Source organism: Bacteroidota bacterium (genome assembly GCA_016718825.1).
In the GTDB taxonomy this organism is placed as follows: Bacteria; Bacteroidota; Bacteroidia; order J057; family JADKCL01; genus JADKCL01.
In genome coordinates, this window is the sequence record JADKCL010000012.1 from 14,618 (window position 1) to 38,767 (window position 24,150).

At 48.4% G+C, this 24,150-nt stretch carries 18 protein-coding genes; 9 read left to right on the top strand and 9 right to left on the bottom strand.

The genetic code is table 11. The annotated features are described in order from the left end of the window. Window positions 1–268 precede the first annotated feature (268 nt). The 6 genes from purH (at window position 269) to rodA (ending at window position 8,311) form a co-directional block, all read left to right on the top strand. Window positions 269–2,446, top strand: coding sequence for a bifunctional phosphoribosylaminoimidazolecarboxamide formyltransferase/IMP cyclohydrolase (gene purH / locus IPN95_15070; protein ID MBK9450695.1), 2,178 nt, complete (start codon window positions 269–271; stop codon window positions 2,444–2,446). A gap of 22 nt (window positions 2,447–2,468) precedes the next feature. Next, on the top strand, window positions 2,469–3,491 hold the full coding sequence (locus tag IPN95_15075; protein ID MBK9450696.1) for a rod shape-determining protein: 1,023 nt from the start codon (window positions 2,469–2,471) through the stop codon (window positions 3,489–3,491). A 120-nt stretch (window positions 3,492–3,611) separates the two neighbouring features. Beyond that, window positions 3,612–4,529: a rod shape-determining protein MreC gene (locus tag IPN95_15080; protein ID MBK9450697.1), complete on the top strand. Its 918-nt coding sequence runs from the start codon at window positions 3,612–3,614 to the stop codon at window positions 4,527–4,529. After that, entirely contained in the window at window positions 4,526–5,044 is a 519-nt protein-coding gene (locus tag IPN95_15085; GenBank protein ID MBK9450698.1) for a hypothetical protein, read from the top strand. Before IPN95_15080 ends, IPN95_15085 begins: the two co-directional genes overlap by 4 nt. Beyond that, a complete protein-coding gene (gene mrdA / locus IPN95_15090) occupies window positions 5,041–6,942 on the top strand; it encodes a penicillin-binding protein 2 (GenBank protein MBK9450699.1) in 1,902 nt (633 codons plus the stop codon). The genes IPN95_15085 and mrdA overlap by 4 nt, the downstream gene beginning before the upstream one ends. Continuing rightward, a complete protein-coding gene (gene rodA, locus IPN95_15095) occupies window positions 6,932–8,311 on the top strand; it encodes a rod shape-determining protein RodA (protein MBK9450700.1) in 1,380 nt (459 codons plus the stop codon). Before mrdA ends, rodA begins: the two co-directional genes overlap by 11 nt. Here rodA and IPN95_15100 read toward each other — a convergent pair. Then, window positions 8,308–9,825 (bottom strand): hypothetical protein, encoded by a 1,518-nt coding sequence (locus IPN95_15100; GenBank protein ID MBK9450701.1) that lies wholly within the window; start codon window positions 9,823–9,825, stop codon window positions 8,308–8,310. The two genes, rodA and IPN95_15100, sit on opposite strands and share 4 nt — an antisense overlap. Window positions 9,826–10,079: 254 nt before the next feature. Between IPN95_15100 and IPN95_15105 the strand changes: the two genes are divergently transcribed. After that, entirely contained in the window at window positions 10,080–10,658 is a 579-nt protein-coding gene (locus IPN95_15105; GenBank protein ID MBK9450702.1) for a thymidine kinase, read from the top strand. Between the two features lie 303 nt (window positions 10,659–10,961). On the opposite strand, the gene IPN95_15110 is transcribed toward IPN95_15105, so the two are convergent. From IPN95_15110 to IPN95_15120, 3 genes are all read right to left on the bottom strand, one after another. Then, window positions 10,962–11,678: a hypothetical protein gene (locus tag IPN95_15110; GenBank protein ID MBK9450703.1), complete on the bottom strand. Its 717-nt coding sequence runs from the start codon at window positions 11,676–11,678 to the stop codon at window positions 10,962–10,964. A 42-nt stretch (window positions 11,679–11,720) separates the two neighbouring features. After that, window positions 11,721–13,112, bottom strand: coding sequence for an arginine decarboxylase (locus tag IPN95_15115; GenBank protein ID MBK9450704.1), 1,392 nt, complete (start codon window positions 13,110–13,112; stop codon window positions 11,721–11,723). A 306-nt stretch (window positions 13,113–13,418) separates the two neighbouring features. Then, window positions 13,419–14,150: a hypothetical protein gene (locus IPN95_15120; protein ID MBK9450705.1), complete on the bottom strand. Its 732-nt coding sequence runs from the start codon at window positions 14,148–14,150 to the stop codon at window positions 13,419–13,421. Window positions 14,151–14,345: 195 nt separating this feature from the next. On the opposite strand from IPN95_15120, the gene IPN95_15125 reads away from it, so the two are divergent. Further along, the gene (locus tag IPN95_15125; protein MBK9450706.1) at window positions 14,346–14,750 is read left to right on the top strand and encodes a DUF4332 domain-containing protein; all 405 of its coding nucleotides are present in this window, start codon (window positions 14,346–14,348) and stop codon (window positions 14,748–14,750) included. Window positions 14,751–15,020: 270 nt separating this feature from the next. Then, window positions 15,021–15,458: a hypothetical protein gene (locus IPN95_15130; GenBank protein MBK9450707.1), complete on the top strand. Its 438-nt coding sequence runs from the start codon at window positions 15,021–15,023 to the stop codon at window positions 15,456–15,458. 25 nt (window positions 15,459–15,483) lie between these two features. Here IPN95_15130 and IPN95_15135 read toward each other — a convergent pair whose 3' ends face one another. From IPN95_15135 to IPN95_15155, 5 genes are all read right to left on the bottom strand, one after another. Next, window positions 15,484–16,302: an SUMF1/EgtB/PvdO family nonheme iron enzyme gene (locus IPN95_15135; GenBank protein ID MBK9450708.1), complete on the bottom strand. Its 819-nt coding sequence runs from the start codon at window positions 16,300–16,302 to the stop codon at window positions 15,484–15,486. Window positions 16,303–16,406: 104 nt separating this feature from the next. After that, a complete protein-coding gene (locus IPN95_15140; GenBank protein ID MBK9450709.1) occupies window positions 16,407–17,042 on the bottom strand; it encodes an FKBP-type peptidyl-prolyl cis-trans isomerase in 636 nt (211 codons plus the stop codon). Window positions 17,043–17,269: 227 nt separating this feature from the next. Further along, window positions 17,270–21,823: a T9SS type A sorting domain-containing protein gene (locus tag IPN95_15145; GenBank protein ID MBK9450710.1), complete on the bottom strand. Its 4,554-nt coding sequence runs from the start codon at window positions 21,821–21,823 to the stop codon at window positions 17,270–17,272. A gap of 37 nt (window positions 21,824–21,860) precedes the next feature. Further along, the gene (locus tag IPN95_15150) at window positions 21,861–22,490 is read right to left on the bottom strand and encodes a hypothetical protein (GenBank protein ID MBK9450711.1); all 630 of its coding nucleotides are present in this window, start codon (window positions 22,488–22,490) and stop codon (window positions 21,861–21,863) included. A gap of 151 nt (window positions 22,491–22,641) precedes the next feature. Beyond that, entirely contained in the window at window positions 22,642–24,141 is a 1,500-nt protein-coding gene (locus IPN95_15155) for a hypothetical protein (protein ID MBK9450712.1), read from the bottom strand. Window positions 24,142–24,150: the final 9 nt, after the last annotated feature.

Sequence of the window (24,150 nt, forward strand, 5' to 3'; positions counted from 1 at the left end):
ATGTTATGTAACTTGAAAAAGGTTTGCGCTTGTCAATTCAACCGCAGTGGCGGTGGAAGTACAAGACGTCTTTTGTCGAAGGATGGACTACCGTAACATGATGCTGCAAAGCTAGCAAAGCGCATCACAATTTTGTCTCCGTTCACCTTCTCCTTTTGACGATTCGCCACTGGAATTGAGCAGTTTGCATGGGAGTCAGGAATCAACAATGCGCGGTGCAAAAAAAACACGGTCAAATAATCCACAAACAGGGTTTTTGTGAAAGTTTATGGTGAATTTTGCAGGCATTGCTGACAACAGCAGTCAAGACCGAGTGATTGTAAAGAAAAAAGCTGCCGAAATGCTGCGCATTGCATTGTTTGCCTCCGGAAACGGAAGCAACGCGGAGCGTATTGTTCAGCACTTTCAAGGCAGTGATTCTGTTGCAGTTACCGTGATCTTCACCAACAATCCCAAGGCAGGCGTAGTAGCAAGAGCAAAGGCGCTTGGCATCAGCCTTGAAGTACTGTCCAAAAGATGCTACGAAAGCGGAAGCGAATTGCTTTCAGAATTGCGTAGGCATCAGGTTGACTTCATCGTCTTGGCAGGATGGCTGAAGCATGTGCCGGATGCAGTCGTGGCAACCTACCGTGGCCGCATCGTGAACATCCATCCCTCTCTCCTGCCTGCTCACGGCGGCGAAAGCATGTACGGGAGTCGCGTGCATGAGCAGGTCATCGCCAATGGCGACTCTGTATCCGGCATCACCATCCACCATGTCGACGAGCATTACGATCAGGGTGAGATCATTCATCAAGTGAAACTATCGGTGCAACCCAACTGGGATGCAACCACTTTGGCACAAGAAATCCATGCGCTGGAACATGCGCACTATCCAACAGTGATTCAAAATTTGATCGAATCGGTGCAGGAGGCCCCCAATCAGGCGCTTCGCAAGATCGAAACCGCCCTCATCAGTGTCTACCACAAGGACGGATTGGATGCCATCGCTTTGCAATTGCAGGCACTTGGCGTCACCATCATTTCCACGGGAGGTACAAGCGACTTTCTCAAGGGTTTGGGCATCGAGGTTACCGACGTGGCCGACTTGACCGATTATCCCTCGATCCTCGGCGGACGTGTGAAGACGCTGCATCCCAAAGTCTTCGGGGGAATTCTCGCAAGACGTGCCGATGCCGGCGATGTTGCGACCATGGAGGAATATGGAATCCCAAGCATCGATTTGGTGATTGTGGATCTTTATCCTTTTGAGGATACCGTTGCATCAGGTGCGGCAGAGCAGGCGATCATCGAAAAAATCGACATCGGCGGCATTTCGTTGATCCGCGCAGCAGCCAAAAACTTTAAGGACGTGTTGTGCTTGCCTTCGCGCAACCACTACGCTGAATTCTTGGATACCTTGACAAGGCAGGAAGGCTGCTTTACACTGGCGCAACGCAAGTACTATGCAGCTGAGTCCTTTGACGTCTCTTCCCATTATGACAGCCAAATTTACGGCTACATGGTGGGTGAGCCGCGCAGCTTCAAGCGATCGATCCAACAAAAGAGTCCCTTGCGGTACGGTGAGAATCCGCATCAAGAGGCGGTTTTCTACGGTGACTTGGACGCGCAGTTTGAGCAATTGCATGGCAAGGCTTTGTCTTACAACAATTTGCTTGATGTCGATGCAGCGGTCAACTTGATGGCCGATTTTCAACAAGGCGAACCCTGTTTTGCGATTTTCAAGCATACGAACCCTTGCGGCGTTGCCCTGGGAACGACGCTGAAGCAAGCATGGGACCGCGCCTTGGAATGCGATCCGGTATCGGCCTTCGGCGGCATCATCATCTGCAATGGCATCGTGGATGTGGACGTTGCCGATGCGATTCAAGAGATTTTCTTTGAAGTATTGATTGCTGAAGGATTTACAGCTGATGCATTGGCAAGATTGCAGCAGAAGAAAAACCGGATTCTGCTAAGGCGCAAATCACACGACCTACCACGCCATACGGTGCGAACGGCCGTCAATGGCCTTCTTTTTCAGGAAAAGGACAACCTTTTGACCGATTCCTCCGTATATGAGCCGAAATCTACAAGGCAAGTGACTGAAAATGAACTTGCTGACGTGATATTTGGGGAGAAAATCGGAAAGCATCTCAAGTCGAATGCCATTGCGATTGTAAGGCAAAAGCAGCTGATTGGCAGTGGTGTCGGGCAGACATCGCGCGTCGACGCGCTGAAGCAAAGCATTGCAAAGGCAGCTGAGCGCGGATTTTCGCTGAAAGGCGCCGTACTCTACTCGGATGCATTTTTTCCATTTGCAGACAGTGCCGAGCTGGCGTTGAAGGCTGGCATTGAAGTTTTGGCAGAGCCGGGTGGCTCGGTCAAGGATCAGGAAACGATTGATTTTTGTGAAAAGCACGGAATGTGCTTGATATTTACGAAGTATCGCCACTTTAGGCATTAATTTTTAGGAAGCGGGATCTACTATGGGTTTGTTTAACTTTTTTACCTCGGAAATCGCCATCGACCTTGGCACCGCCAACACACTTATCATGCACAATGATGAGATCGTGGTCGATGAGCCGTCTATTGTGGCCCTTGACCGGATGACAGGCAAAGTTCTGGCTATCGGCAAGGAGGCCCAACAAATGCATGAAAAGACGCACGAAAACATCAAAACGGTGCGTCCGTTGCGTGATGGTGTGATTGCTGACTTTACGGTCGCAGAACACATGATCCGCGGCATGATCAAAATGATTCATCCAGGCCGTCGCCTGATGCCGAGCAACCACAAGATGGTCATCTGCATTCCGAGCGGCATTACCGAAGTCGAAAAACGCGCTGTGCGTGACTCGGCCGAGCACGCAGGTGCCAAGGAAGTCTATTTGATTCCAGAACCAATGGCAGCTGCGATCGGTATCGGCATCAACGTCGAGGAGCCGGTCGGTCACATGATCGTCGACATCGGCGGTGGAACCACCGAGATCGCCGTGATTGCCCTTTCTGGAATCGTGAGCGACCAAAGCATCCGGATCGCAGGTGACGAATTCAACAGCGACATCTTGGATTATATGCGCCGTCAGCACAACCTGCTGATCGGGGAGCGCTCTGCCGAGCGTATCAAAATCGAAGTCGGAGCAGCTTTGCCCGAACTCGACAACCCGCCTGCGGACATCGAAATCCGCGGCAAAGACTTGATGACCGGTATTCCAAAGACGATTTCCATCAGCTATCGCGAAATCGCCCATGCTTTGAACAAGAGCATCGCCAAAATCGAGGAAGCTATCCTGAAGGCGTTGGAATTCACGCCTCCTGAACTTTCCGCGGACATTTATGACCGCGGTATCCACATCTCAGGTGGCGGTGCTTTGTTGCGTGGCTTGGACATTCGCCTCAGCGAAAAGACCAAACTTCCGATTCACATCGCCGACGATCCGCTTCGTGCCGTCGTGAAAGGTTCTGGAATTGCCCTCAAAAACACGGGTACCTTCAAGTTTTTGATGACTTGATTTGCAGGCATTTGCCAATTGAATTGCAGCACCTTTAGTCCCGCTTCCATATTCCGCTTGCACTTCATTGGCGATCACGTTTTTTTCTCGCATCTCGATACGTTTTTGAGCAACTGATCTATGTGGCGCATTTTCCGGTTTCTTGGCCGGTTTGGAAACTTCCTCTTGTTCCTGTTTCTGGAGCTTGTGGCATTTATCATTATTGTCTCCACCAATCATAAGCAACGCACGATCTCTGAAGGGATGTTGCTCGAAATGTCGGGTTCCCTGGCAGAAAGAAAGTCCTCAATTTTCAGTTATTTCAACCTGAATACTGAAAATGAAAACCTCAAGGAGCACCTTGCCGCCTTGCAAAGTCAGGTCTTGGCTTTGCAAGATTCGCTCAACGTTGTACTTCACCGCCGGCCGGATAGCCTGGACTATATGGTGGTTCCAGATTCAATTGCCAAAGACAGTTGTCTGTTGATGGAATTTACCGAATTGGAACTTCCTGACTCCCTGATCCCCGTCTCCAGGTACAAGTTTATCCCTGCAGTGGCCATCAATAATTCCGTAAATCTGAATTACAACTACATCACCATCAACAAGGGTCGCAATCAAGGCGTGGTGATGGACATGGGAGTGATTTCGCCGGATGGGATTGCAGGACAGGTGGTTAATGTCAGCGCCAACTATTCACTTGCCTTGAGCGTGCTCAACGACAAGTTCTTGACCGGGGCTAAATTGCTCCACAATTCCAACGTGGGTACTATTCGATGGTCGGGGACCAATCCTCGGTTTGCGACGCTGAAATTCATTCCCCAAACCAGTCAGATTAACATCGGCGACACGGTTGTAACCTCTGGTTACAGTACGGTCTTTCCAAAGGACTACATGATTGGCCGGGTGAGCGAATTTAATATCCATACACAGGATGGCTTTTATGATATCACGGTAGAATTGGCGACCAATTTCCGCGGCCTGCACCACATTTTTCTGGTTCAGCACAGTCATCAGGCCGAAATCGACTCCATTGAGCAAAACAAACCGGCACAATGAATCTCTACCTACGGCATACCGCAATTTTTGTATTGTATTTGCTGGCGCAAGTATTGGTCTTGCGTCACTTGACGCTGTTTGAAACAGCGTCTGCCCACATATTTCTGGTTTCCCTTCTGATCCTGCCGGTGACGACGCCATTTCCAATCTTGCTTTTGATGGGATTCTTTGCAGGTATGCTGGTGGACCTGCTGTCCTTTGGACCGTTTACCGGGATTTCTTCTTTTTCGGCGGTGTTGATGTTGAGCCTGCGAAATGCCTGGGTATTCTTGATCACCAACAAATCCAGCTTCAGGGGAAGCGAGGAAACCATGATCAGGGTGCAGCCGATTGGCTGGCTTTTGCAGTATATGGTGCCTATGGTCTTGCTTTATGAGTTGAGCTATCATTTGTTGGAGGCCTTCGGTTTCGATGATTTCGGCATCACAATGCTACGTTTCATCACCAGCAGCTTGTATACTTTGTTGTTGTGCATCATTTTTACTTACTGGATTCACCAAGACTATAAGCGTTGAACAATAATAGCAACAGGGGAACTCAAATTCTGATAGGCTTTGCCTTCATCCTGCTCCTATTTGTGGTGCGCTTGCTGTTTTTGCAGGTGATTTATGAAAAATACTCCATTCAGGCTCAGGCAGTTGATATGGAGAAGGTGGATTTATATCCTTCACGTGGCATTATTTATGACCGTAAGGACCGCCTTTACGTCAAGAATACCCCAATTTTTGATGTGATGTTCATGCCAAGCCAAATCACGATTCCGGACACCAATATCCTTGTCGAGCATCTTGGACTTACCCGGGAAAAGATTCGGGCAGCCTTAAAGCAGTACACGAAAATCGATCGGTATCATTGGCAGCCCTTGGTCACCAAGCTTGATCAGGAACGCTTTGGCAGGTTTAGCGAGCAGATGTATAAGTTTGAGGGAATCAAAGTGGTAACCCGGCCAATCCGGGAGTACAACTATCCGGCTGGCGCGCACTTTTTGGGCTACCTCTCCAAGATTGATTCAGGGGACATCAAACGGCAGATCAAGGAAGACGATGTCAAAGACTATCCATATAGCGGCGAGGATTTGATCGGCAAACTCGGCATCGAATATCAATATGAAAAGACCCTTCGCGGGAAAAAAGGCTCCAAACTGGTATTGGTGGATCACCTCCACCGCCAAATGGAGTCCTATGACGACGGGAAATACGATGAAAACCCGGTTTCGGGATCCGATATCAAACTAGGTGTCGATGCAGACCTGCAGATGCTGGGGGAGAAGTTGATGCAAGGAAAACGTGGAAGTATCGTCGCCATCGAGCCTAGTACGGGCGAAATCCTCGCCTTCGTTTCAGCTCCGAGCTATGACCCGTCTGAGTTGACCGGCAGCAACTTGGGAAACAACTACATGCGCCTGTTTGCAGACCCCGAGTTACCGCTGATCAACCGTCCGCTAAGCGCACAGTACCCTCCTGGATCGATCTTCAAGATGGTGCAAGCGCTTGCTGCCTTGGCGGAAGGGGTCATCGATGAAAACACCCACTACGGTTGCGGCGGATCGTGGTTCAGGAACAAAGGGAAACCTGCTTGCCATGGTGCCCACGGTTCGGTAGATCTGTCTTACGGGATCAAACAAAGCTGCAACAGCTACTTTGCCGAAGTTTATTATTCCTATCTTAATCACTCAAAGTTCAAGGACATTCACGAATCGTACCAAAGCTGGTACGACCGGATGATCACATTCGGAATTGGCCACAAGCTCGGCGTGGACATTCCGGATGAAAAACCAGGCAACCTTCCCCGCAAGGAGACTTATGACAAGACTTATGGTAAAAAAGGTTGGGGCGCATTGACCATCTACTCCAACTCGATTGGCCAAGGCGAAATATTGATGACACCGTTGCAAATGGCCAATATCGCAGTGTTGATCGCCAACCGTGGCTGGTACTATCCACCGCACTTTGTCGTTGCAGAAAAGGCATCCGGCACCCCATGGAAACCCAAGGAATACCCAAAAATCGACCCGCAAGGCAATCCGTTTCAGTATGAGGTGGTGGTAGATGCGATGGAACAGGTCGTGCTCGCAGGCACCGGCACCCGTGCACGCATTGACAGCATCACAGTTTGCGGCAAAACTGGCACGGTGGAAAACAAAGCCGGCGAAGACCACTCCGTTTTTATGGCATTCGCCCCCAAAGACAAACCGAAGATTGCAATTGCAGCTATCGTGGAAAACGCAGGTTTTGGCGGTACTTGGTCTGCGCCGATTTGCGCCTTTATGATGGAGCAATACCTGAAAGGCAAAATCAAGGATCCTGCAAAAATGCAGCCATTGATCGATGCCCGGTTTAGCCCCGTCAGACGAGAAAACCAGCCCGAAGCGGTAAAACCAGACCCCAACCAAATCATGAACGATGGCAACTGAGTACTCCATTCGAGAATCGAAGGTCGATTGGATTACCATCGGTCTTTACCTCATCATCGTCGTGCTGGGTTGGTTAAATCTTTATTCCACCTCTAGCAGCATTGATCCCTCCTACATCAACTTCAACAGCTACCACGGCAAGGAAGCTGTCTTTTTGATTGCATCCTTTGGATTGGGGATTTTTGTACTGTTCATGGACACCAAATTCGTCGAGTTTGTGTCGTTCATCTACTACGGATTGTGCATGGTTGCCCTTGTGGCGGTACTTTTTGTGTCCAAGGTCAGTGGTGCGGCGAGTTGGTTTGAAATCGGAGGGGTCAAGATCCAACCGACGGAATTTGCCAAAGTTGCGACACTCATGGCATTGGCCAAATTCATGTCGCGGTACAATTTCAGCCTCAAAAACCGGCAGGACCTTTTGACGGTGCTTGGGATCGTTTTCTTGCCAATGGTGCTCGTTTTGGCGCAGAATGACGCTGGATCAGCACTTGTCTTTTGCAGCTTGATCCTGGTTTTTTACCGTGAGGGCCTGCATCCGCTGATTTTGCTCGGATTGTTGCTGCTGGTTATGGTTGGGTTTATTTCCTTGGTTTTCAGTGCCGAAAAGTGGTTGCCGCTCTACCTCGGTGTTCCGCTCGTCCTTTTGGCTGGTGCTTCTTACTGGTACATCTTCCGCCGACGGTTCATCACATGGCATATTGTCGGCTTGCTATTTATGGTGAGCATCCCCTTTACTGCCACCAAGGTGGTCAAGGATTATCAAAGTGCCCGCTTCAGGGTTTTGGTTGCAAGCAATGCCGATATCAAAAAGGACGATGCACTGAAAAAGGTGCATTACAATTACATTCAAGCCCTTGTCGCGGTCGGCTCAGGAAAAGTCTGGGGAAAAGGATTTGGCAAAAGCACCCATACCCGTGCCAACTTCGTACCTGAGGAACATACCGACTACATTCACTGCGTATTTGGCGAAGAACATGGCTTTGTCGGCAGCACGGTCTTGCTGCTCCTGTTCTTCTTGCTTGTCGTGCGCGTGATCTACGTCGCCGAAAACTCAAAAACAGTCTATGCGCGCGTTTTTGGATACGGAGCGGCCTCGATTCTCATCGTGCACGTGGTCGTTAATATTGGGATGAGCATCGGCGTGGTCCCGACGATTGGCATTCCCTTACCATTCTTCAGCTATGGCGGGTCTTCCGTGATCGCATTCAGCTTGATGCTGTTCATCATGATGAATCACTACAGCTACCGCACAAACATCTTGTCAAGCGGATCAAGCTTCAGCGGCGGTGGCAATACACGCGGAGGTTTTACGCCACCTGTGCGCACACCCGCATCGAGTGCGCCAAAGGACTCAAACTTCAAACATTAAGATTGGAATCTGGCGCGAACCATGGCTTCAAATTCCTTTGAAACCTTGTCGTTGCGGTTCACATTGGGGTCGTTGAAGACGTACTTCTCAAGCACTTCATTGGTTTCTTCCAGTGACTCGGTCTTGTTGATCTTGTCCAACACAACCTTAAACTTCACGCTGCTCCCTCCAAATACCTTCTGCACGTATTGGAACTGTTTGTGTACAGGGATGTGCTCAGCTTTGATTGATTTGCCACTGTCTTCGTCTCCGCCGACCGGGCTTGCCTGCTGACGGAATTTATCGACCAGCGTCCTTGGTTCCTTGCTGCCAAATTCGTCGTTGCGCTCACTGCTCCCCAACAGGCTCTTGGGAGTGACAGGCTGCTCATTCACAGGCGGTTGCTCCACTTCCGGCTGACGAACTTCCTCCCTTGGCGGCTCATTGGTGCGCACGCGCACCTCAATTTTGGGGCTTTGAACGCCTTCCTTCTTCTCCTGACCGCGCTCCACAAGGCTTGGCTGCTTTCCTTCGCGGTTGGCAAATGCCTCATTGATGGATCTGGGCTTCTCTTCCACTTTGGGTTCCTCACGTGGTGTGCTCACCAACGGTTTGCGCACCTCAACCTCCTCTTGAACCCAAGGCGGCAGATTGCTCGGCCTCGATTCCTTTTCTTCCACTTCCGGCTTGGGCGTTTCAACCCACGGTGGTGTGGTAGGCTTGGATTCGCGCTGCGACGGTACCACCGGCTCTTCCCTTTTCTCCTCAGGGCGCTGGATGTTCTCCGGGCGAATACGAATCACCGGCTTCTTCCGCTCTTCTGCCTCAGGCTCGACAACTGCGGTATGGGTCGAATCCTCGACCACCGCGGTATTTTCCGGCTCTTGATAGCGACCAACCACCTCGTCAATTTCCTTACCCGTGAGATTGACAAAAAGCTCCCGCTGATATTCGCTGATGCTGCGGGATTCTTTTCCCTCCCAAAGCTCGATGACCCGGTCAAATTTTTCAAAAAAGACCTGACGCTCGACTTGGTTGAGGTTGTTCTTTTCGTGGTACTTCAGAATCGACTGAATCACGAAGTCAAAGCTGCTGAAATAAGGGGCATGTTTGCGGAAAACATCAATCCCGATTGCATCCGTATTCAGAAAAAAGAAGCGACCGATCGCATCCTCGGCATTGAGGATCAATTTGATGCTATTGTACACCGCTTGGCGCACCAAAGGCTCAAAATCGGCTTGTTTCACCAGGATATGCCCCGAAAGCAAATTCAAAAAGCGGCGCAAACCATCTTTGACCTCATTTGCCGAATAGTCAAAATAGGGATGCACCATCTGAGAAATCTGGGCATTCCAATCTTGATATATGCGGAACAAGATGAATTGATTTACCTGCGAATGGTGGCAAAATTCAGTAATGCCGGCACCATCAATGGCGCCGTTCTCAAATCGGTCTTGGGCAGATTGAAGCAACTTGGCGGTGATGTCATCGACCAACTGGTTGAGTTTCTGATCTGCGAGGATTATCTTCTTCATTCTAGGGGTAAGCCAATCAAAATATGGCTGCAAAAATAAACAAACTCTACTTGATTCAAGGCAAAATACAGGGCCGGATATACCCCAAAATCGGAGCGACTGTCCAAATAATGCGCCAAAACAACGAAATTCGGCTTGGTCAGAACCCAACGGCTTCGAAACCGTCAAAGAAGTTATCCACCTTCATATTGATAACCCGATCCAAAGCGGCACCGGGAGTTTTCTAATTTCGCAGCTTATCAAAGGCACTGTAGATGTTTATTGAGCCGCATTATGCCAACCCGGCAACAGGATCGATCGAAGTAGTCGTCGGAAGCATGTTTTCCGGCAAGACCGAGGAATTGATCCGTAGGATGCGTCGTGCCCAGATTGCCAACCAGAAGGTTGCCATTTTCAAGCCTTCGTTTGACACGCGGTACAGCGAATCCGACGTTGTTTCCCATGGCGGAAATTCAATCCCTTCCATTGCCGTCACCAATTCGCAGCAAATTTTGTTGCTGGTGCAGGATGTGAAAGTGGTTGGCATCGACGAAGCCCAATTTTTTGATGCCGGCATCGTCGATGTTGCGCGACAACTCGCAAGCCAAAACATCCGCGTGATCGCCGCCGGACTCGACATGGACTATACCGGAAAACCATTCGGCCCGATTCCAGCCCTCATGGCCAATGCCGAATTTGTCACCAAGGTCCATGCCATTTGCCAAAAATGCGGATCACTTGCCAATTACTCCTTTCGCAAAGTTCCCGCCGCGTCGCAGCTTCTCCTCGGCGAAAAAGACAGCTATGAGCCCAGGTGCAGGCACTGCTTCTTTGAGGACTTCAAGGGGAATTGAGAATTGAGAATTGAGAATGCGAAGCAACTCAGGAGCAACTGCGAAGCACATCACGAAGGCCTTTGAAAACAGACAAAACTGAGTACATCGCGAACTCCTTTGAATGTTTGAACACGTGAGCAATCACGTCAGTAAACCCGCAGGGTTCAGCGCAGCTAATTGAGAATGAAAAGCGCATCGCCTGCAGGATCCTATCATGGCGCTATAAGGGATTTTGGCTTTTCGATTCTGGCGAGGGATTTATAGGGATTCCCCAGCAAACACGGACCAGCGCATCCTTTGGTTGCGGACGATTCCGCAAATTCAACTGCCAAAAAACAGGCCCACCTTCAATCCGGCATTGGTTTGGCGGCCAAGAATGAACAGCGGGTCATTGAGGTACTCGATCGGGCGAATGGCGCGGTTCAGTGGGCCATAGTCGTTTTGATAAAGTCCAAACTGAAAATAGGGCCGAATGAAAATCCCGGGACCGACGCCGTCTTGAAAGGCAATCATCGTATGCAAGAAACTTGTCGTCCCCAGATTCAATTCGTTGACAAACCTTCCAAAAATCTGGCTTGGAAGCGACTCAGAAGGCCCGCGCTTGCCTGAAATCCTGACGTTGCCAAAGTCGATGGATTGCCCGATGGCCATCCTGAACCTTGGTTTGCGAATGAAAAACACACCCACACCCAAATCCATCGTACTCGCATTGTAACGAATGATGATTTCCTGGGACGGTTCCGGAGCATTTCCCGACAAAGGCCCCTTTGCCTTGGTCGTTGCCAAACGCATCGTGTAATGAAAATCGATCAGGACTCCGGCGAAATCCGCCCCCATGTGGGCGGTGATTCCAGCAGGCATGCGAATGTTATGCATTGGCTTTGATGCCGTCCAGAAATTCTCCTCATTAAAAGCCTGAAGCACGTAATTGAGACTGTCGAGCCGTGCAAAACTTTGGTTGTAGCCGATGCCAATGTGTACCCGGTTTTGGGCGTAGCTGTGGCAGGTGAGCAAAAGGCAGCCCATCCAAAACATCATCCCAACCCTATAAAACCGATTCCGCCGAGACACATTCATCGATTAATAACCCAAAATCTTCAGCATTGACTTGTAGCTCTGCTCCTTGGAGAAAAGCTTGGTGGTAATTTCGCCATTTTCATCGCGATCCACAACAATGTGTTTGGGCGTGGGCAGGAGACAGTGCTGCAAACCATGGTAGCCGCCGACGGATTCCTGATAGGCGCCTGTATTGAAAAAGCCGATGTATTGGTCGCGGCCGCGTTTGTAGCGCGGCAGGTAAATCGCATTGCTATGCGCCTCGGCATTGTAGTAGTCGTCGCTGTCACAAGTCAATCCGCCAAGGAATACACGCTCATAAGGCTCATCCAAGTTGTCGATGGCCATCATGATGTAACGCTTGTTGATCGCCCATGTGTCGGGCAACGTTGTCATGAAGGAGCTGTCGATCATGTCCCACTTTTCGCGGTCGTTTTGCTGCTTCTGATCGAGGATGTTGAAGAGGATCGCGCCGCTTTCGCCAACGGTAAATGTGCCAAATTCGGTGAAAATATCCGGTTCCTGCACCCGACGGGCGTTGCAATTCTCCTTGATCTGCGCCACAATCTCCTCGGCCATGTATTCGTAGTCATATTCGAATGCCATGCTGTCCTTGACTGGAAATCCGCCGCCAATGTTGAGGCTGTCGAGCTCCGGGCAGATATTTTTCAGGGCGCAGTAAACGTTGATGCACTTGATCAACTCATTCCAATAGTAGGCGGTATCGGTGATGCCTGTATTGATGAAAAAGTGGAGCATTTTCAGCTCCAAGTGCTTGTGCTTGCGGATCTTGTCCACATAAAACGGCACGATATCCTTGTAGCGAATGCCCAAACGTGAAGTGTAAAATTCAAATTTGGGATCCTCTTCGGCGGCAATGCGAAGTCCGATTTTGCAGGGTTTGTCGGTGAACTCGAGCAAGCGGTCCAACTCATGCATGTTGTCAAGCACGACGATCAGGTTCTCGAATCCCTTGTCCAACAAACGTGCGATGTTCTCGAGGTAAGTATCCTTCTTGAATCCGTTACAAATGATGAATCGATCCTTTCCAAGTTTGCCATCTTCGAAGAGGGACTCCACGATGTTGATGTCAAATGCACTGGAAGTCTCGATATGTGCGCCATGTTCAAGCACCTTTTCCAAGACGAATGAGAAGTGCGAACTTTTGGTGCAATAGGCATAATGGTAGTCGCCTTCGTAGAGCGACTTGGCGATTCCGACACCAAAAAGTTTGCGTGCGCGGTCAATTTGCTGCCCGATACGGGGCAAATAAGTCAGCTTAACCGGTGTACCGTACTGCTCGACAATGTCCATCAACGGGATACCCCACCAATGCAGTTGATTGTCATCAACATGAAAACCTTCCTGCGGAAAGTGGAAAGTCTGTGTGATGAGATCGATGTAACGGTTCTTCATTTCTTCTTCCAATTCAGTTACTTTCCTGATTTATTACAAATCCAAATCACCCGGATGATACAATTTTTCCAGATGCATCAAAAATAGAATAACTAGCGCCAAGCACAAAGAACTATTTGGATGGTAATCTAAATTTTACATCAGGCCCCTTCACTCCTCATAATCAATTCATTCGAAGACATTTGAGCGAGCCGGACTTGGTCTTGACAAGTCTTTTGGGAAGTAGGTAATACGGCGAAAGCCTGCAATCGGTGCTTGCAAGTGCATTGAGAACCAAAAATTTGGATGAGAAGGATTCTGAAATCGTCAATTGTCCAGAAACCGCAGCAAGTCGATATCGATGTTGAATGCAAGCCCGACATTGACAGGTCGTGCGGGAAGTGGTGTTGTCAATACTTGCAATGAACCTTGATTGAGCAATTGTTCGAGGGACAAGAAATCAAACTCTTGAAGCGGAATGTGCAGATAAGGAGTCAGCGACCAAACCCCTATGGATTCGCGGCTGCCGCGAAAAACGAATTTGGTATTGATGGTAATCGCAAGCATCGGCAAGCGCCGGTAGAGATAATAAGGAGTGCGCGCGATTTGGTTGGACGGACCGGTGCGCGTGAGCAGACGCATGTAACCTGCGTCGAGCGCACCCCCGAGGTACCAAACAAAAGTTTCATTGTCGATGGCAGCATATCCGGCGCCAAGGCTCAAGGCTTGCATGGTGAACCGCACGTCGCGCTGATCGATTCCGTTGGCCGAAGTGCTTTTTGCAGTTGCCCGCTGCCGTCTTGTATTGAGATTCAGGCTCACAAGACCTCTTCCCGAGCGAAAGCTTGCCTCATAAATCTCCCCAAACGGCCAATGAAACTGGTTCATCCGCTTGTAGAGAAATGCACGGCTATTGTACCGGTCGATTGGAATGTTGGCATTGGGCATGTTTCCAAAGCCTGCCTGAAGCCCGATACCCACAAAAAGCTGGGCACAACCTACCAATGGAATGAACGACAAGGCAATTCCAATTATTCCCCCAACAATCAGCTTCTTCATCATTGATTTCTGGCCACAGCCATTTTTACAGGGTGAAATAGTACAAATTCAGTGAATTCTACAATGTCAATTCCGAACCATTGCTATATTCGTAGCGCGTTGAATGCTGAATGACGCTCAAGGCGCCTGACAGTCTCTCAGCACCTAAGGATCACTTTGATCAACGATATTCACCTCAAAATTTTCATTTTCGTTATGGCAAATGTTCATGAAATAGAAGGAATCGGGCCGGTTTATGCAGAAAAACTTGCAGCCGCTGATGTCAGAACCACGGATTCGCTTCTGAAAAATGGTGGCAGCAAGGCGGGACGTACCAAAATTGCAGATGCCACCGGTATCAGCGAGACTTTGATTTTGCGCTGGGTCAACATGGCTGACCTGTTTCGCATCAAGGGCGTCGGCGAAGAGTATTCAGATCTTCTGGAGGCAGCGGGAGTAGACACCGTCAAGGAACTCGCCACACGCAGGCCTGACAACCTTCACGCCAAAATGGAAGAAGTCAACGCTGAGAGCAAATTGGTGCGTCAGCTCCCATCGCTTGCCAAAGTCGAAGCTTGGGTTGCCGAAGCCAAAACCCTGGAGCCGATGGTGACGCATTGACGCAATTGGAAAATACTTGAACATGCCCCAAAAGTGCTCCTTTTGGGGCATGTTTATTTCTGTTTTCCACGCAACCATTCACATTGTCTCTTGTCTGCGACAACGCCGGCTCCTCAGTGGAAAACATCGACTTTATCGATTCAGATTCTTTTTCTACCTTCGTACTTCACTTCATTGTCTCTCAAGGCGATAAGTGATTTCCAGTTTTGCCAGCAAAAATGGCGGTCAAGGCTGGAAATGCTCGATTTTATTCGTGGTTGACACTTGGCTATGAAATCAAGACTTGGATTTGTTTTGGTGTTGATGCTGCTCGGCGGCTTGAATTTTGGATTCAAGACACGCGGAAATCAGTCTCCAGACCTCAGTACGCCCCAAAAAAGCTTTGCCGCGTTTGTGGATATCTTGAAGTCCGGCGATGCTGCAGCATTGGAAAAAGTGGCCACACGCACCGGACAAGTATCTTTGGATGCCCTTTCAGATGGCGAAAATGTCAATGATGGCCTGACAGAGCTTGGCAAGGAATTGGAAGCATCCAAACCCAAGTGGGAAGAAATCACCGAAGACATCTATTTTGTAAGCGCGAGCATCGGTGAAAAAGTCCATAAAATGGAATTCACCAAGGAAGAGCCCGGATGGATGCTGTATCACTGGCAAATCGGCGGCGGCGCACATGAGGGTGAAAATCAACCCGAGCCAGGCGATTGGTAAGATTGCTATCGCAAACCATCCGTCTTCAACTTGCCGTATCTGAGGCAGGAATCGCCTCCAAGACAATTCTAAACCCAAGCCAAGTCGCAGGTCTTTCATAGGAATTGACACTCTCGATGGTGCAATCATCGGAACGGTGATTCCAACTTCCGCCTTTGGCAACGCCAAACTCGGCGACCATTTCGGCAACATTTCCAGTGAGATTGTAAAATCCAGAAGGATCGGCCCAATAAGCATCAACCGGAGCTGTGATCATATAGCCTTCATAGTCCTTGCCGATTCCGCCTGCATATCCTGCAAAATCACCTTTCCCGACTTTGTGGTTGAAAATGAACCTTCCGCGGTGATCGCGCGGATAGTGATAACCTCCAGGATAACTCGTTCCATGGTGCCGCTCCCCCCCTGCTGCTGCCATCCATTCTGCCTCCGTGGGAAGCCGAAACCGATAACCCGATGGAACACTACCATCTGCGGTTTTCATTTTCAGCACCTTGCCATATTTGACAGTCATCCAATCACAAAATGCGTTTGCAGCTGCATGGCTGATGCCGACCACGGGATACGTGGAGAAGGCGTAATGCTGAAAATAATACTTCGCGTAGGGATCGTTGAATCCAGTGGTAAGCCAAACAGTGGAATCAGGCTTCATTTCCAGCATCTTTTCCTGTGGGATTTCGGCCAGAAACTGCTTGTAACGCGCTTGGGAAACTTCGTATTTGGACATCCAAATGCCTGATGGAAGGGCGACCATTTCCTTTTTGGCATCAAATTCCGGGTACTTGGATAGATTTTTCGCAGCAAAAAGCAAAAGACAAGCCGGGAGCAGGAGCAATAACTTCTTCATTGGATTCTAATTTGGAATTGTCTGATTACAAAGACCAAACAGTAACACAAGAAAAAGGCAAACCGAAGTCTGCCATTTATCATTTCTCGTCCACTGAAAATTTGTCAGTTGACCTTGATGAGTTCAATGTCGAAGATCAGCACCTCGTTCGGGCCGATGGTGGCACCCTGACCGCTCGCGCCGTAGGCGAGGTTGGAGGGTGAATAGAGGCGAACTTTGCCGCCCTCCTTCATCATCGGCAACATGATCTGCCAAGCCTGAATCACGCCATTGACGCCAAATGTAGCGGGTTGGCCGCGCTTGTAGGAGCTGTCAAATTCGGTGCCGTCGATCAATGTGCCACGGTAATGCGTGGTGACTTTGTCGGTTGCCTTGGGGCTGATGCCTGTGCCCTCGACGAGGACTTCGTATTGCAAGCCGTTGGGCAACACTTGGATGCCGGGCTTGATCTTGTTTTGGGCGAGGAATTCCTCTCCTTTTTTGAGATTGGCGTTTGCTTTGGCGTTTTTCTCAGCATTGGCCTTGGCCTGCTGCGCCACTTGATAGGCTGTCAACACGGCGCGTGCATCGGCATCGCTCAATGTGGTCGGCTTGCTTTCCATGGCGTCTTTGAGACCTGCCATCAAAGTTTCAAGGTTCAGCTGAATGCCTTGCTTCTTGAAATCGTTGCCGATGTTCATGCCGACGGCGTAGCCGAGGCTGTCAGCTTTGGTTTTAAGTGGAATGGCCTTTTGCGCCATCGCCATTCCGGCACCAAGGCCAAAAAGGATCACCAATGTTACTATCTGCTTCATGTTTCTTGACTTTTTTTCTTGGTAAAGCAGGCAAATGTAATGCCAATTTTGGGGAATTGGAAAGAGGAGGCAGGGCATACATTCCATTTCAGCAAAAGTATCTGCATTACCTCCTCCGGTATTCATTCGACCAAACTCGGTTTCCAAGGCAATCCAATCTTAATCCAAGGTGCTTAATTTACAATCAGCTTCTGGGATACGGATTTATCTCCTGACTGGAATCGGATGATGTAAATACCCGCCGAAAGCATACGTGTATCCAACACAAAACAAGGTGAAGTAGCGGAGCCAAATTGCTGCCTAATTGGAATTTGCAAATTTCTTCCCTGAGCATCCCAAAGCGCAAGGGCAGCAATGGCGTTGGGGTCGGCATTTTGAATATTCACCCAAACGACTTCATTTGCAGGTGAAGGATATGCGAGCATTGTGATTCGGTTTTCAAGTGATGCAGCAAAACGTTCCAAGCTTCCGTCATTCAAAAGGTCTGACTCGTGCCACTTATTCGTTTCACAAGTTGCTACTTGACTATCGAATTCGTCACGTTCAAAGACCAAGTTCATCGCATTGGCTTCCGCTTCGACATAACAATCCGCATAGTCCAGGTACGACTGAAACCCTGACATTGACATAGAGATCAAACTATCCAAGCGTGTCAAAGTTGTGTCCATAAAGCCTTGCGTATGCTTAAACATGGCTTCATCCAAGCTTTGCAAGAAAGTGCTCACAGCATCATCATATAGCTGCGCCGACAAAATCGTTTGAATAGCGATGATATTGGAATCATTCGAAATACTATTGATGGATTCTAGTGTGCTGATTTTGCCACTCGCACAAGCACCATTAAATGCGGTTTTCGAGAGGCTCATGAGCAACCCATTCAAATACTGCTCCTCCTCAGTAGGTTCATTTGGAAATGCACCAGCAATTTCTTCAAACAGCTCCAAAGCAGTAAGATCGTTTTGCGTAGAGTCAACAAGCTCAAGGTAACCGATAGCCTTGCGCATTGCAGAATCCAAAGGAATATCAACAAAACTCTTTGTCGTAATCGTTCCGCATTCTCCGCAGCTTCGCAACGTGCTTCCCGGCAATCCCGTGTTTGAATATGCGCAACTCGGTGCGGCAGCAGGGTTTGTATCATCAAAATAGACTGGGTACAACTGACCATTATTGAGGTTGGCCACAAGATAGTCTGTGTTGTAGCTCGGCGCTATTCCCGTCGCGGACCCGGTTGTATTCCAATGGTTTCTCAGTGCCTTGAGTGTCGCAGAAGTGGTTCCCGGCAAGGCCATGTAACCATAGATATCGCGGTTTGCATTGAGTTGATTGGGAACCAAGTCGTTTTTTCCAAAATATAGATCGATCAATCGTGGAAAAAGAGCGGCAACTGAATACTTGTTTCCGACAGAAACATGCTGGCTTCCAGCGGAGTACAAAGCATCATTGAGCATGAGTCTGGCTCCAAATGCCACGACAATTCCGGCTTCTGAATTATTGCTTGTACTGCTGCATTTCGAATACAGGCTACCTGGACCGGAAAAACGCAAACCGTACACGTTAAAATCAGACTCAGAGGCATGAAAATACAAATCGCCTCCCGTTGACTTGAATTCTATCCCTTGTTCGTTGTTTTCAAACGAACACATCTGCACCCGAGACAATACTGAAGCTGCGTCTTGCTGATACCCGATGGTATTGTTCTGAAAATCACACGAAATCATGTTTACGCCTCGTGTATGTACCTGCAACCCAACTTCACAATCATGAAATTCACAATTCATAAGTTGGAGAATCGACCCTTGATTCCACATTTGGTAGGCGGTTATACCTTTAAATGCCCCGGAAACCTCCACGTCACGAATCTCATGGATAGCTTGACCATGTACATAAATCCCGTTGTGTTTGCCAACCGTGCCATCCAACGCGACATGCAAATTGTCCAAAATGAAGGCGGCATCTGCAGTACTGATACTGGCACCCGGTCCCATGCGAATAGTGCCGTCATGCAAATTTAAATGGGCAAGACTGGTTTCTGGCTGTATATGTGCTCCCGGCTTGACATACAAAATAGGGTCTGACTTGCTGCTTCCCTGCAAAGCGATTCCCGTATTGGCTCCACAGGTGATGTTGGGCCCTGCATTTGAATTGCCCCAAACGACATGCCCTGACCCTGTAAAGGTGAATACGGCATTGTCTTTTAAAATCAAATTTCCATCAATTTCCAAAACGGCGTCGTTCCCTGCAAGCTCAATCTCGGCACCTACGTCAAGGATAAGGTTCGCTCCACTTTCAATCTTTAGACGCGAATGGTTATTGATCAAAAGATGGCCAGAATTTGAGGCATTTGGACCACCTAAAATCATCGTGCTCCCATGATTGAGCGCGACATCTGCATGCATAGCGACAGCTTGATCGCCAATCACGACATTCCCACCGTCATCCACCAGCACAGTCAGTTCACCACAAAGGTCGGCTTGCATCGTCGAATTGGATGCTGGACGGTCGGTTGAATAGTTTCCATATTGGAATTTGAATGGGAGATTTTTGTTGAAGAAAAGTGATGTGCCGCCTGAAATATGGATAGGATCACTCAAATAGGTACTCCCATTCTGTGTGGCGGTCGCCAAATTGTAATCGTGGTAGGGGAAGGCATACAAGGACTTGATGTCACGCTCATGCTCAAAAAGCATCGACCAAAGTGTTCCCGAGTATGAATAATTTTCAATACCCTGGATTTCATCACCGCTAAACCCATCATAGTTCCCGTTGGGGAAGTTCTCGACATGGCCAACAACACGGTTTTGATCAAATACCTCCCGGATTTTTGCACGGTCCTCACAACCTCTCCACCTTATGATATTCTTGTAAAACCCTTGAATACTTTCAATTTGATTGTTGGGAGCGTTGTTGTCTCCCTCAATGATGGCTAGACAAATATCTTCAAACGACAACGATACCTTGTCCTCCTTGTCGTTTGCCCACAAATGTGGTATCGATGTTGGATTACGGTCATTGTACTGATTGGAAGTTGGGGGCACGGTCCAGTTCGAGAATTTGTCAGCACCATCCCAGAGATCAAATACGGCGCAGGCAACTTTGTATTCACTTCGAAATCCTTGGCCACTAGCCGTACCAGCGTCATCAACTAAGTGCTCCAAACTACGCTTCCCATAGTAATCTGACTCATTATCCCAATTACGATTTGAATTGTCAACGATCATGGAAAATGCTTGTACCCAACCTTCATTCCAAGCAAGTCTTGGATTTGACATACAGGGAAAACAATGCCCTGGAGCAGTTTGGCTCAATGGCTCCGTAAAGCATTTGCCTTGGAGCTGCCACATGACAAAATGTCCAAATTCATGCCATGGTGTATTTTCAGTTGTGCCGCCAGTATGGTGGAGCAAAATATTTGGTTCTGGACGGTTGATCAAATAGTACACGACACCAACAGTTGAACCAATAATTGCCGCCGTGGCTACTTGAGCTGCCTGAATCATCGGAAAGCCACAATAGGTATTGGGGATAAATCTGCAACTAGTCACATTTACTTCGGCTCTGATCACCAATCCATTTTCGAGTGTAACACCAGAATTTGTATTCACGTAGCGATAGGCCATTTGGGCAAGGTGTACAGCCCTGAATGATCCGCGATACACCATCAACTGCCCAAAATTGAGAGGGCTCATAACATTTCCATTGTTATAAGCCCAATCGACCGGTTGAGTGTCCTTGAAGCTTACAAGCCCATATACGATTGCTGTTTTTCCTTTGATGTCATATTCCTCATTTTCCGCGACAATTCGTACCTTGATTTCGAGTTCGTTACCTTCCAATGCCTGGCAGGTATTGATGGTTTTTGTAAAGTAGCCATTCGCGTCCGTGACCGAATCCCCAAGCATATTGCTAAAAATCGGTCCATCGTCCTCCCAAATCTGAACCTTCAGACCTTCCAATGGGAGCAGTGTGTCTCCTTCTTTATATACAAACAAAAAGGGAGAAAGCACTTGACCGGTGATCGTCCCCAAGTAGCGTCTAAATCCAGGCCCACAATTGTCCCATCTGCTCAAGCTGTCAGGGGCATTGACGTCTGTCGTGTCAAGTACCAATGTATCAGGGTGAGTTGCAAGCATCGGTATGGCATAGGCAAGGCCTTCCATGTGGATCGATTGGAAATTTTCCTGCCAATCCTCTGTTGGCTCATACTCTGACGGAATATTTGAAACTGGGATGGAATCTTCATAGATATAGACGCGAGTTGGTGAGGACGAGTTAGGAAAATACCAAGTTCGAGGTAGGTTGATAAAATCGGCAAACGACCAAATCTCCACCGTATTGTAAGGTGTAAAGTAAATACAGGAGATTGTTGTGACAAAGTCTTCCGTCTCAGGACTTGTCAAAACAACAAATGTCATCTGAATTGGATAAAAAGGCAATGCCGATGTCGGATATTGAAACAACAACGTTTTTCTGACGGTATCATCGGCTGCCATGGCAATCACATTCATTTCTGCGGGATTGAGGAGCGTCCAATCTTCAGGAAGGTCAAGAGCATAAGCAGAATCCACCAATATGGAATCGAATGCAACCAACTCAAATTCAATCTGCAAAAAACCATCGATGGAATCCTTTTCGTAAGAAATGGCTCTAATAAAAAGGGGGGTAGAATTGTTTGCAATTCCTAGGAAACAAAAGAAGAGTATACCAATGAAAACGGCTGTTTTTTTCATATTGCTTGAATTTTATGGACTAAATAATAGCTGAAACCTACCGATTGATATGATACCGCACCAAATTCCAAACAGTGCCATCCAAAATCGACCTTCGGATCACCCCGATATCCTTTGCCCATACCACATTGTATGTGTATTCGGCGGCAGAAGGCGGATCGGTCGCAACTTCGATGACATCATGGTAAACAACACCCCGAATTTCCAAACTGTCATATCGTCCAACAACTTTAGTGGCAGGGTAAACAAAAGTAGTATTAAGACCGCGAGTATCCCAGAACAATACATGGTCCGACTCCTCCACCGTAGAATCAGAATAATATTCAAACATATCTGAAAGGGTATGACTTCCATCTGATCCAGCTAGCCAAGCATTTGTTGATTGAAACCGTCTTCTACCGCGGATGGTAAGTGCTAAAGTATAATTTTCCCAATTGTATCCCTCTTCACTGTCTTCGTAGATTTGAGTGCCAGCATGCGAGGCATAAACTGAATCAAAATCCCCCGTAGAATCCCCCTCCTCGTAAATCCAATAGCTGTCATTTGGAAACCAGCAATAGCGCAGCATCTCCTTGCTTACATAATAGGTGGGGATGGGCTCACGCTCTTTACAGCCCATTGCCAAGAAGAGGATCAAGAAAAAGAGGAATGTGAAGAGGCTGCGCATTTTGTACTTCAAGTTTCAGTTTGAGGAAGATAGAGGATGAAAATGACATTTCCAAACTATCTGATGCTTTTTCTTGGGTTGAGCTGGCAAATGTAATGCCAATTTTGGGGAATTGGAAAGGCGGGGCGATTTGGACAAATCACAAAACAGATCAGTACTTGACGATCTTCTTTTTCCCATTCTGATCGCGGGTAATCCATTTTCCAATGCGCTTGCCATCCACATATGTTCCCTGCTCCTTGACTTTGCCGCTTGGGTAAAAGCTGCCATAATCCCCCGTATAGACTTGGCGGCCATTGCACTCACCATATTCGGCAAGCTTGCCGTCCGCATACCACTTCCAGTACTTACCCTCCAACTTGCCTTCAAAATAGCTGTAGGAGGTGAGCGTAGTTCCGTTTTCAGCGTACGTATGCCAGATGCCTTTTTTTCTCTCGAAAGCGGTGTATTCGCCCTGTTCGGCCAAATTTCCGTTGGGGTGCCAGACTTTCCACACCCCGAAAGGTTCGTTTTTATAATAGCCAATCTCCGAACGCTGCTTTCCGTCTTCGAAGTACTCCTTCCAAACGCCGGACTTCAGGGTGTCAGACTCATAAACGCCATCTGCGCTGACTTTTCCATCCGGGAAATAAGTCGTGGCGCGACCCGACCTCACACCGGATTCGAAAAAGGCGATTGACCTGATGACGCCGGTGTCATAGTAGGTAGAACAGGCACCTTGCCATCGAGACTTGCCATTCATCCAACCTTGCTCCTTCAATCCCCCCTTCTCATCAAACACTTTGAAAGATGCCGCAGTCTTTGGAACACCAGTATACCCATAAACCATTTGCGTTTCGATCGTTCCGTTTTCATGGTAGGTTTTCCATTCTCCATCCCAATGACCATCACTGTCAAAGCTCCCCTCCGCCTTCAATTTCCCATTGGGGTGCCATTCTTGGTAAGGGCCAACGTTTTTTCCATCGACGTAGGATTCTTGGATTTTGAGATTGCCATTCTCAAAATACTGCTTCCATTCGCCAGACTGTTGATTGTTCTTATAGTCACCAACGAGCTTTTGTTGGCCATTGCTCTCGTAAAATGCCTCATAGCGGCCATTTTTGATCCCTTCCTGATCGTAGCGAATGATTTCATGAACCTTCTTCCCGGGGTAATACCTTGTCCAAGTGCCCACTTTTTTCCCGCAAATGGCAGGTCCTTCTTCTGTCTCGCCGAATCCGCTGTTGCGTTGGATGGATTCCTTGGCGTACTCAAATTCCAGAAACTTGACCCGCTTTCCAGCGACAAAATGACTTTTTGCCTGTCCATTGATCGTCATTGAGGATTTAGCTTCCAGGACTTTGAATTCAACAACGCCGCTGTTGCAAGACAGAACTTCCACCTCCGCAATCACAAGCCAACCACTGACTTTGCCACCAAACAGCTCGGTTTCAAAATATTTCTGCAATTCGCCGCGGTCATATTGCTTGGGCGAAACCTCTCCGGGTGCCAAAGTCATCTTGGGCTTGGTGCTCGAGGCATTGACCAAGGTACCCTCGATTTCCCTGACAGGATCCTTGCTACATTTGACGCTACCGGGCGTTTCGGACTGCGCAAAAAGCGACACAGGCAACCAAAGGGCAAGCAAAAGGAGCTGAATATGTTGTTTCATATCGGAGTT

Coding starts and splice junctions, on each gene's coding strand:
- IPN95_15115 (MBK9450704.1), bottom strand. CDS start 13,112: ATGAAGAACCGTTACATCGATCTCATCACACAGACTTTCCACTTTCCG.
- rodA (MBK9450700.1), top strand. CDS start 6,932: ATGGCAACTGAGTACTCCATTCGAGAATCGAAGGTCGATTGGATTACC.
- IPN95_15075 (MBK9450696.1), top strand. CDS start 2,469: ATGGGTTTGTTTAACTTTTTTACCTCGGAAATCGCCATCGACCTTGGC.
- IPN95_15110 (MBK9450703.1), bottom strand. CDS start 11,678: ATGATGTTTTGGATGGGCTGCCTTTTGCTCACCTGCCACAGCTACGCC.
- IPN95_15155 (MBK9450712.1), bottom strand. CDS start 24,141: ATGAAACAACATATTCAGCTCCTTTTGCTTGCCCTTTGGTTGCCTGTG.
- IPN95_15080 (MBK9450697.1), top strand. CDS start 3,612: ATGTGGCGCATTTTCCGGTTTCTTGGCCGGTTTGGAAACTTCCTCTTG.
- purH (MBK9450695.1), top strand. CDS start 269: ATGGTGAATTTTGCAGGCATTGCTGACAACAGCAGTCAAGACCGAGTG.
- IPN95_15135 (MBK9450708.1), bottom strand. CDS start 16,302: ATGAAGAAGTTATTGCTCCTGCTCCCGGCTTGTCTTTTGCTTTTTGCT.
- IPN95_15145 (MBK9450710.1), bottom strand. CDS start 21,823: ATGAAAAAAACAGCCGTTTTCATTGGTATACTCTTCTTTTGTTTCCTA.
- IPN95_15085 (MBK9450698.1), top strand. CDS start 4,526: ATGAATCTCTACCTACGGCATACCGCAATTTTTGTATTGTATTTGCTG.
- IPN95_15125 (MBK9450706.1), top strand. CDS start 14,346: ATGGCAAATGTTCATGAAATAGAAGGAATCGGGCCGGTTTATGCAGAA.
- IPN95_15130 (MBK9450707.1), top strand. CDS start 15,021: ATGAAATCAAGACTTGGATTTGTTTTGGTGTTGATGCTGCTCGGCGGC.
- IPN95_15140 (MBK9450709.1), bottom strand. CDS start 17,042: ATGGCGCAAAAGGCCATTCCACTTAAAACCAAAGCTGACAGCCTCGGC.
- IPN95_15105 (MBK9450702.1), top strand. CDS start 10,080: ATGTTTATTGAGCCGCATTATGCCAACCCGGCAACAGGATCGATCGAA.
- IPN95_15150 (MBK9450711.1), bottom strand. CDS start 22,490: ATGCGCAGCCTCTTCACATTCCTCTTTTTCTTGATCCTCTTCTTGGCA.
- IPN95_15120 (MBK9450705.1), bottom strand. CDS start 14,150: ATGAAGAAGCTGATTGTTGGGGGAATAATTGGAATTGCCTTGTCGTTC.
- IPN95_15100 (MBK9450701.1), bottom strand. CDS start 9,825: ATGAAGAAGATAATCCTCGCAGATCAGAAACTCAACCAGTTGGTCGAT.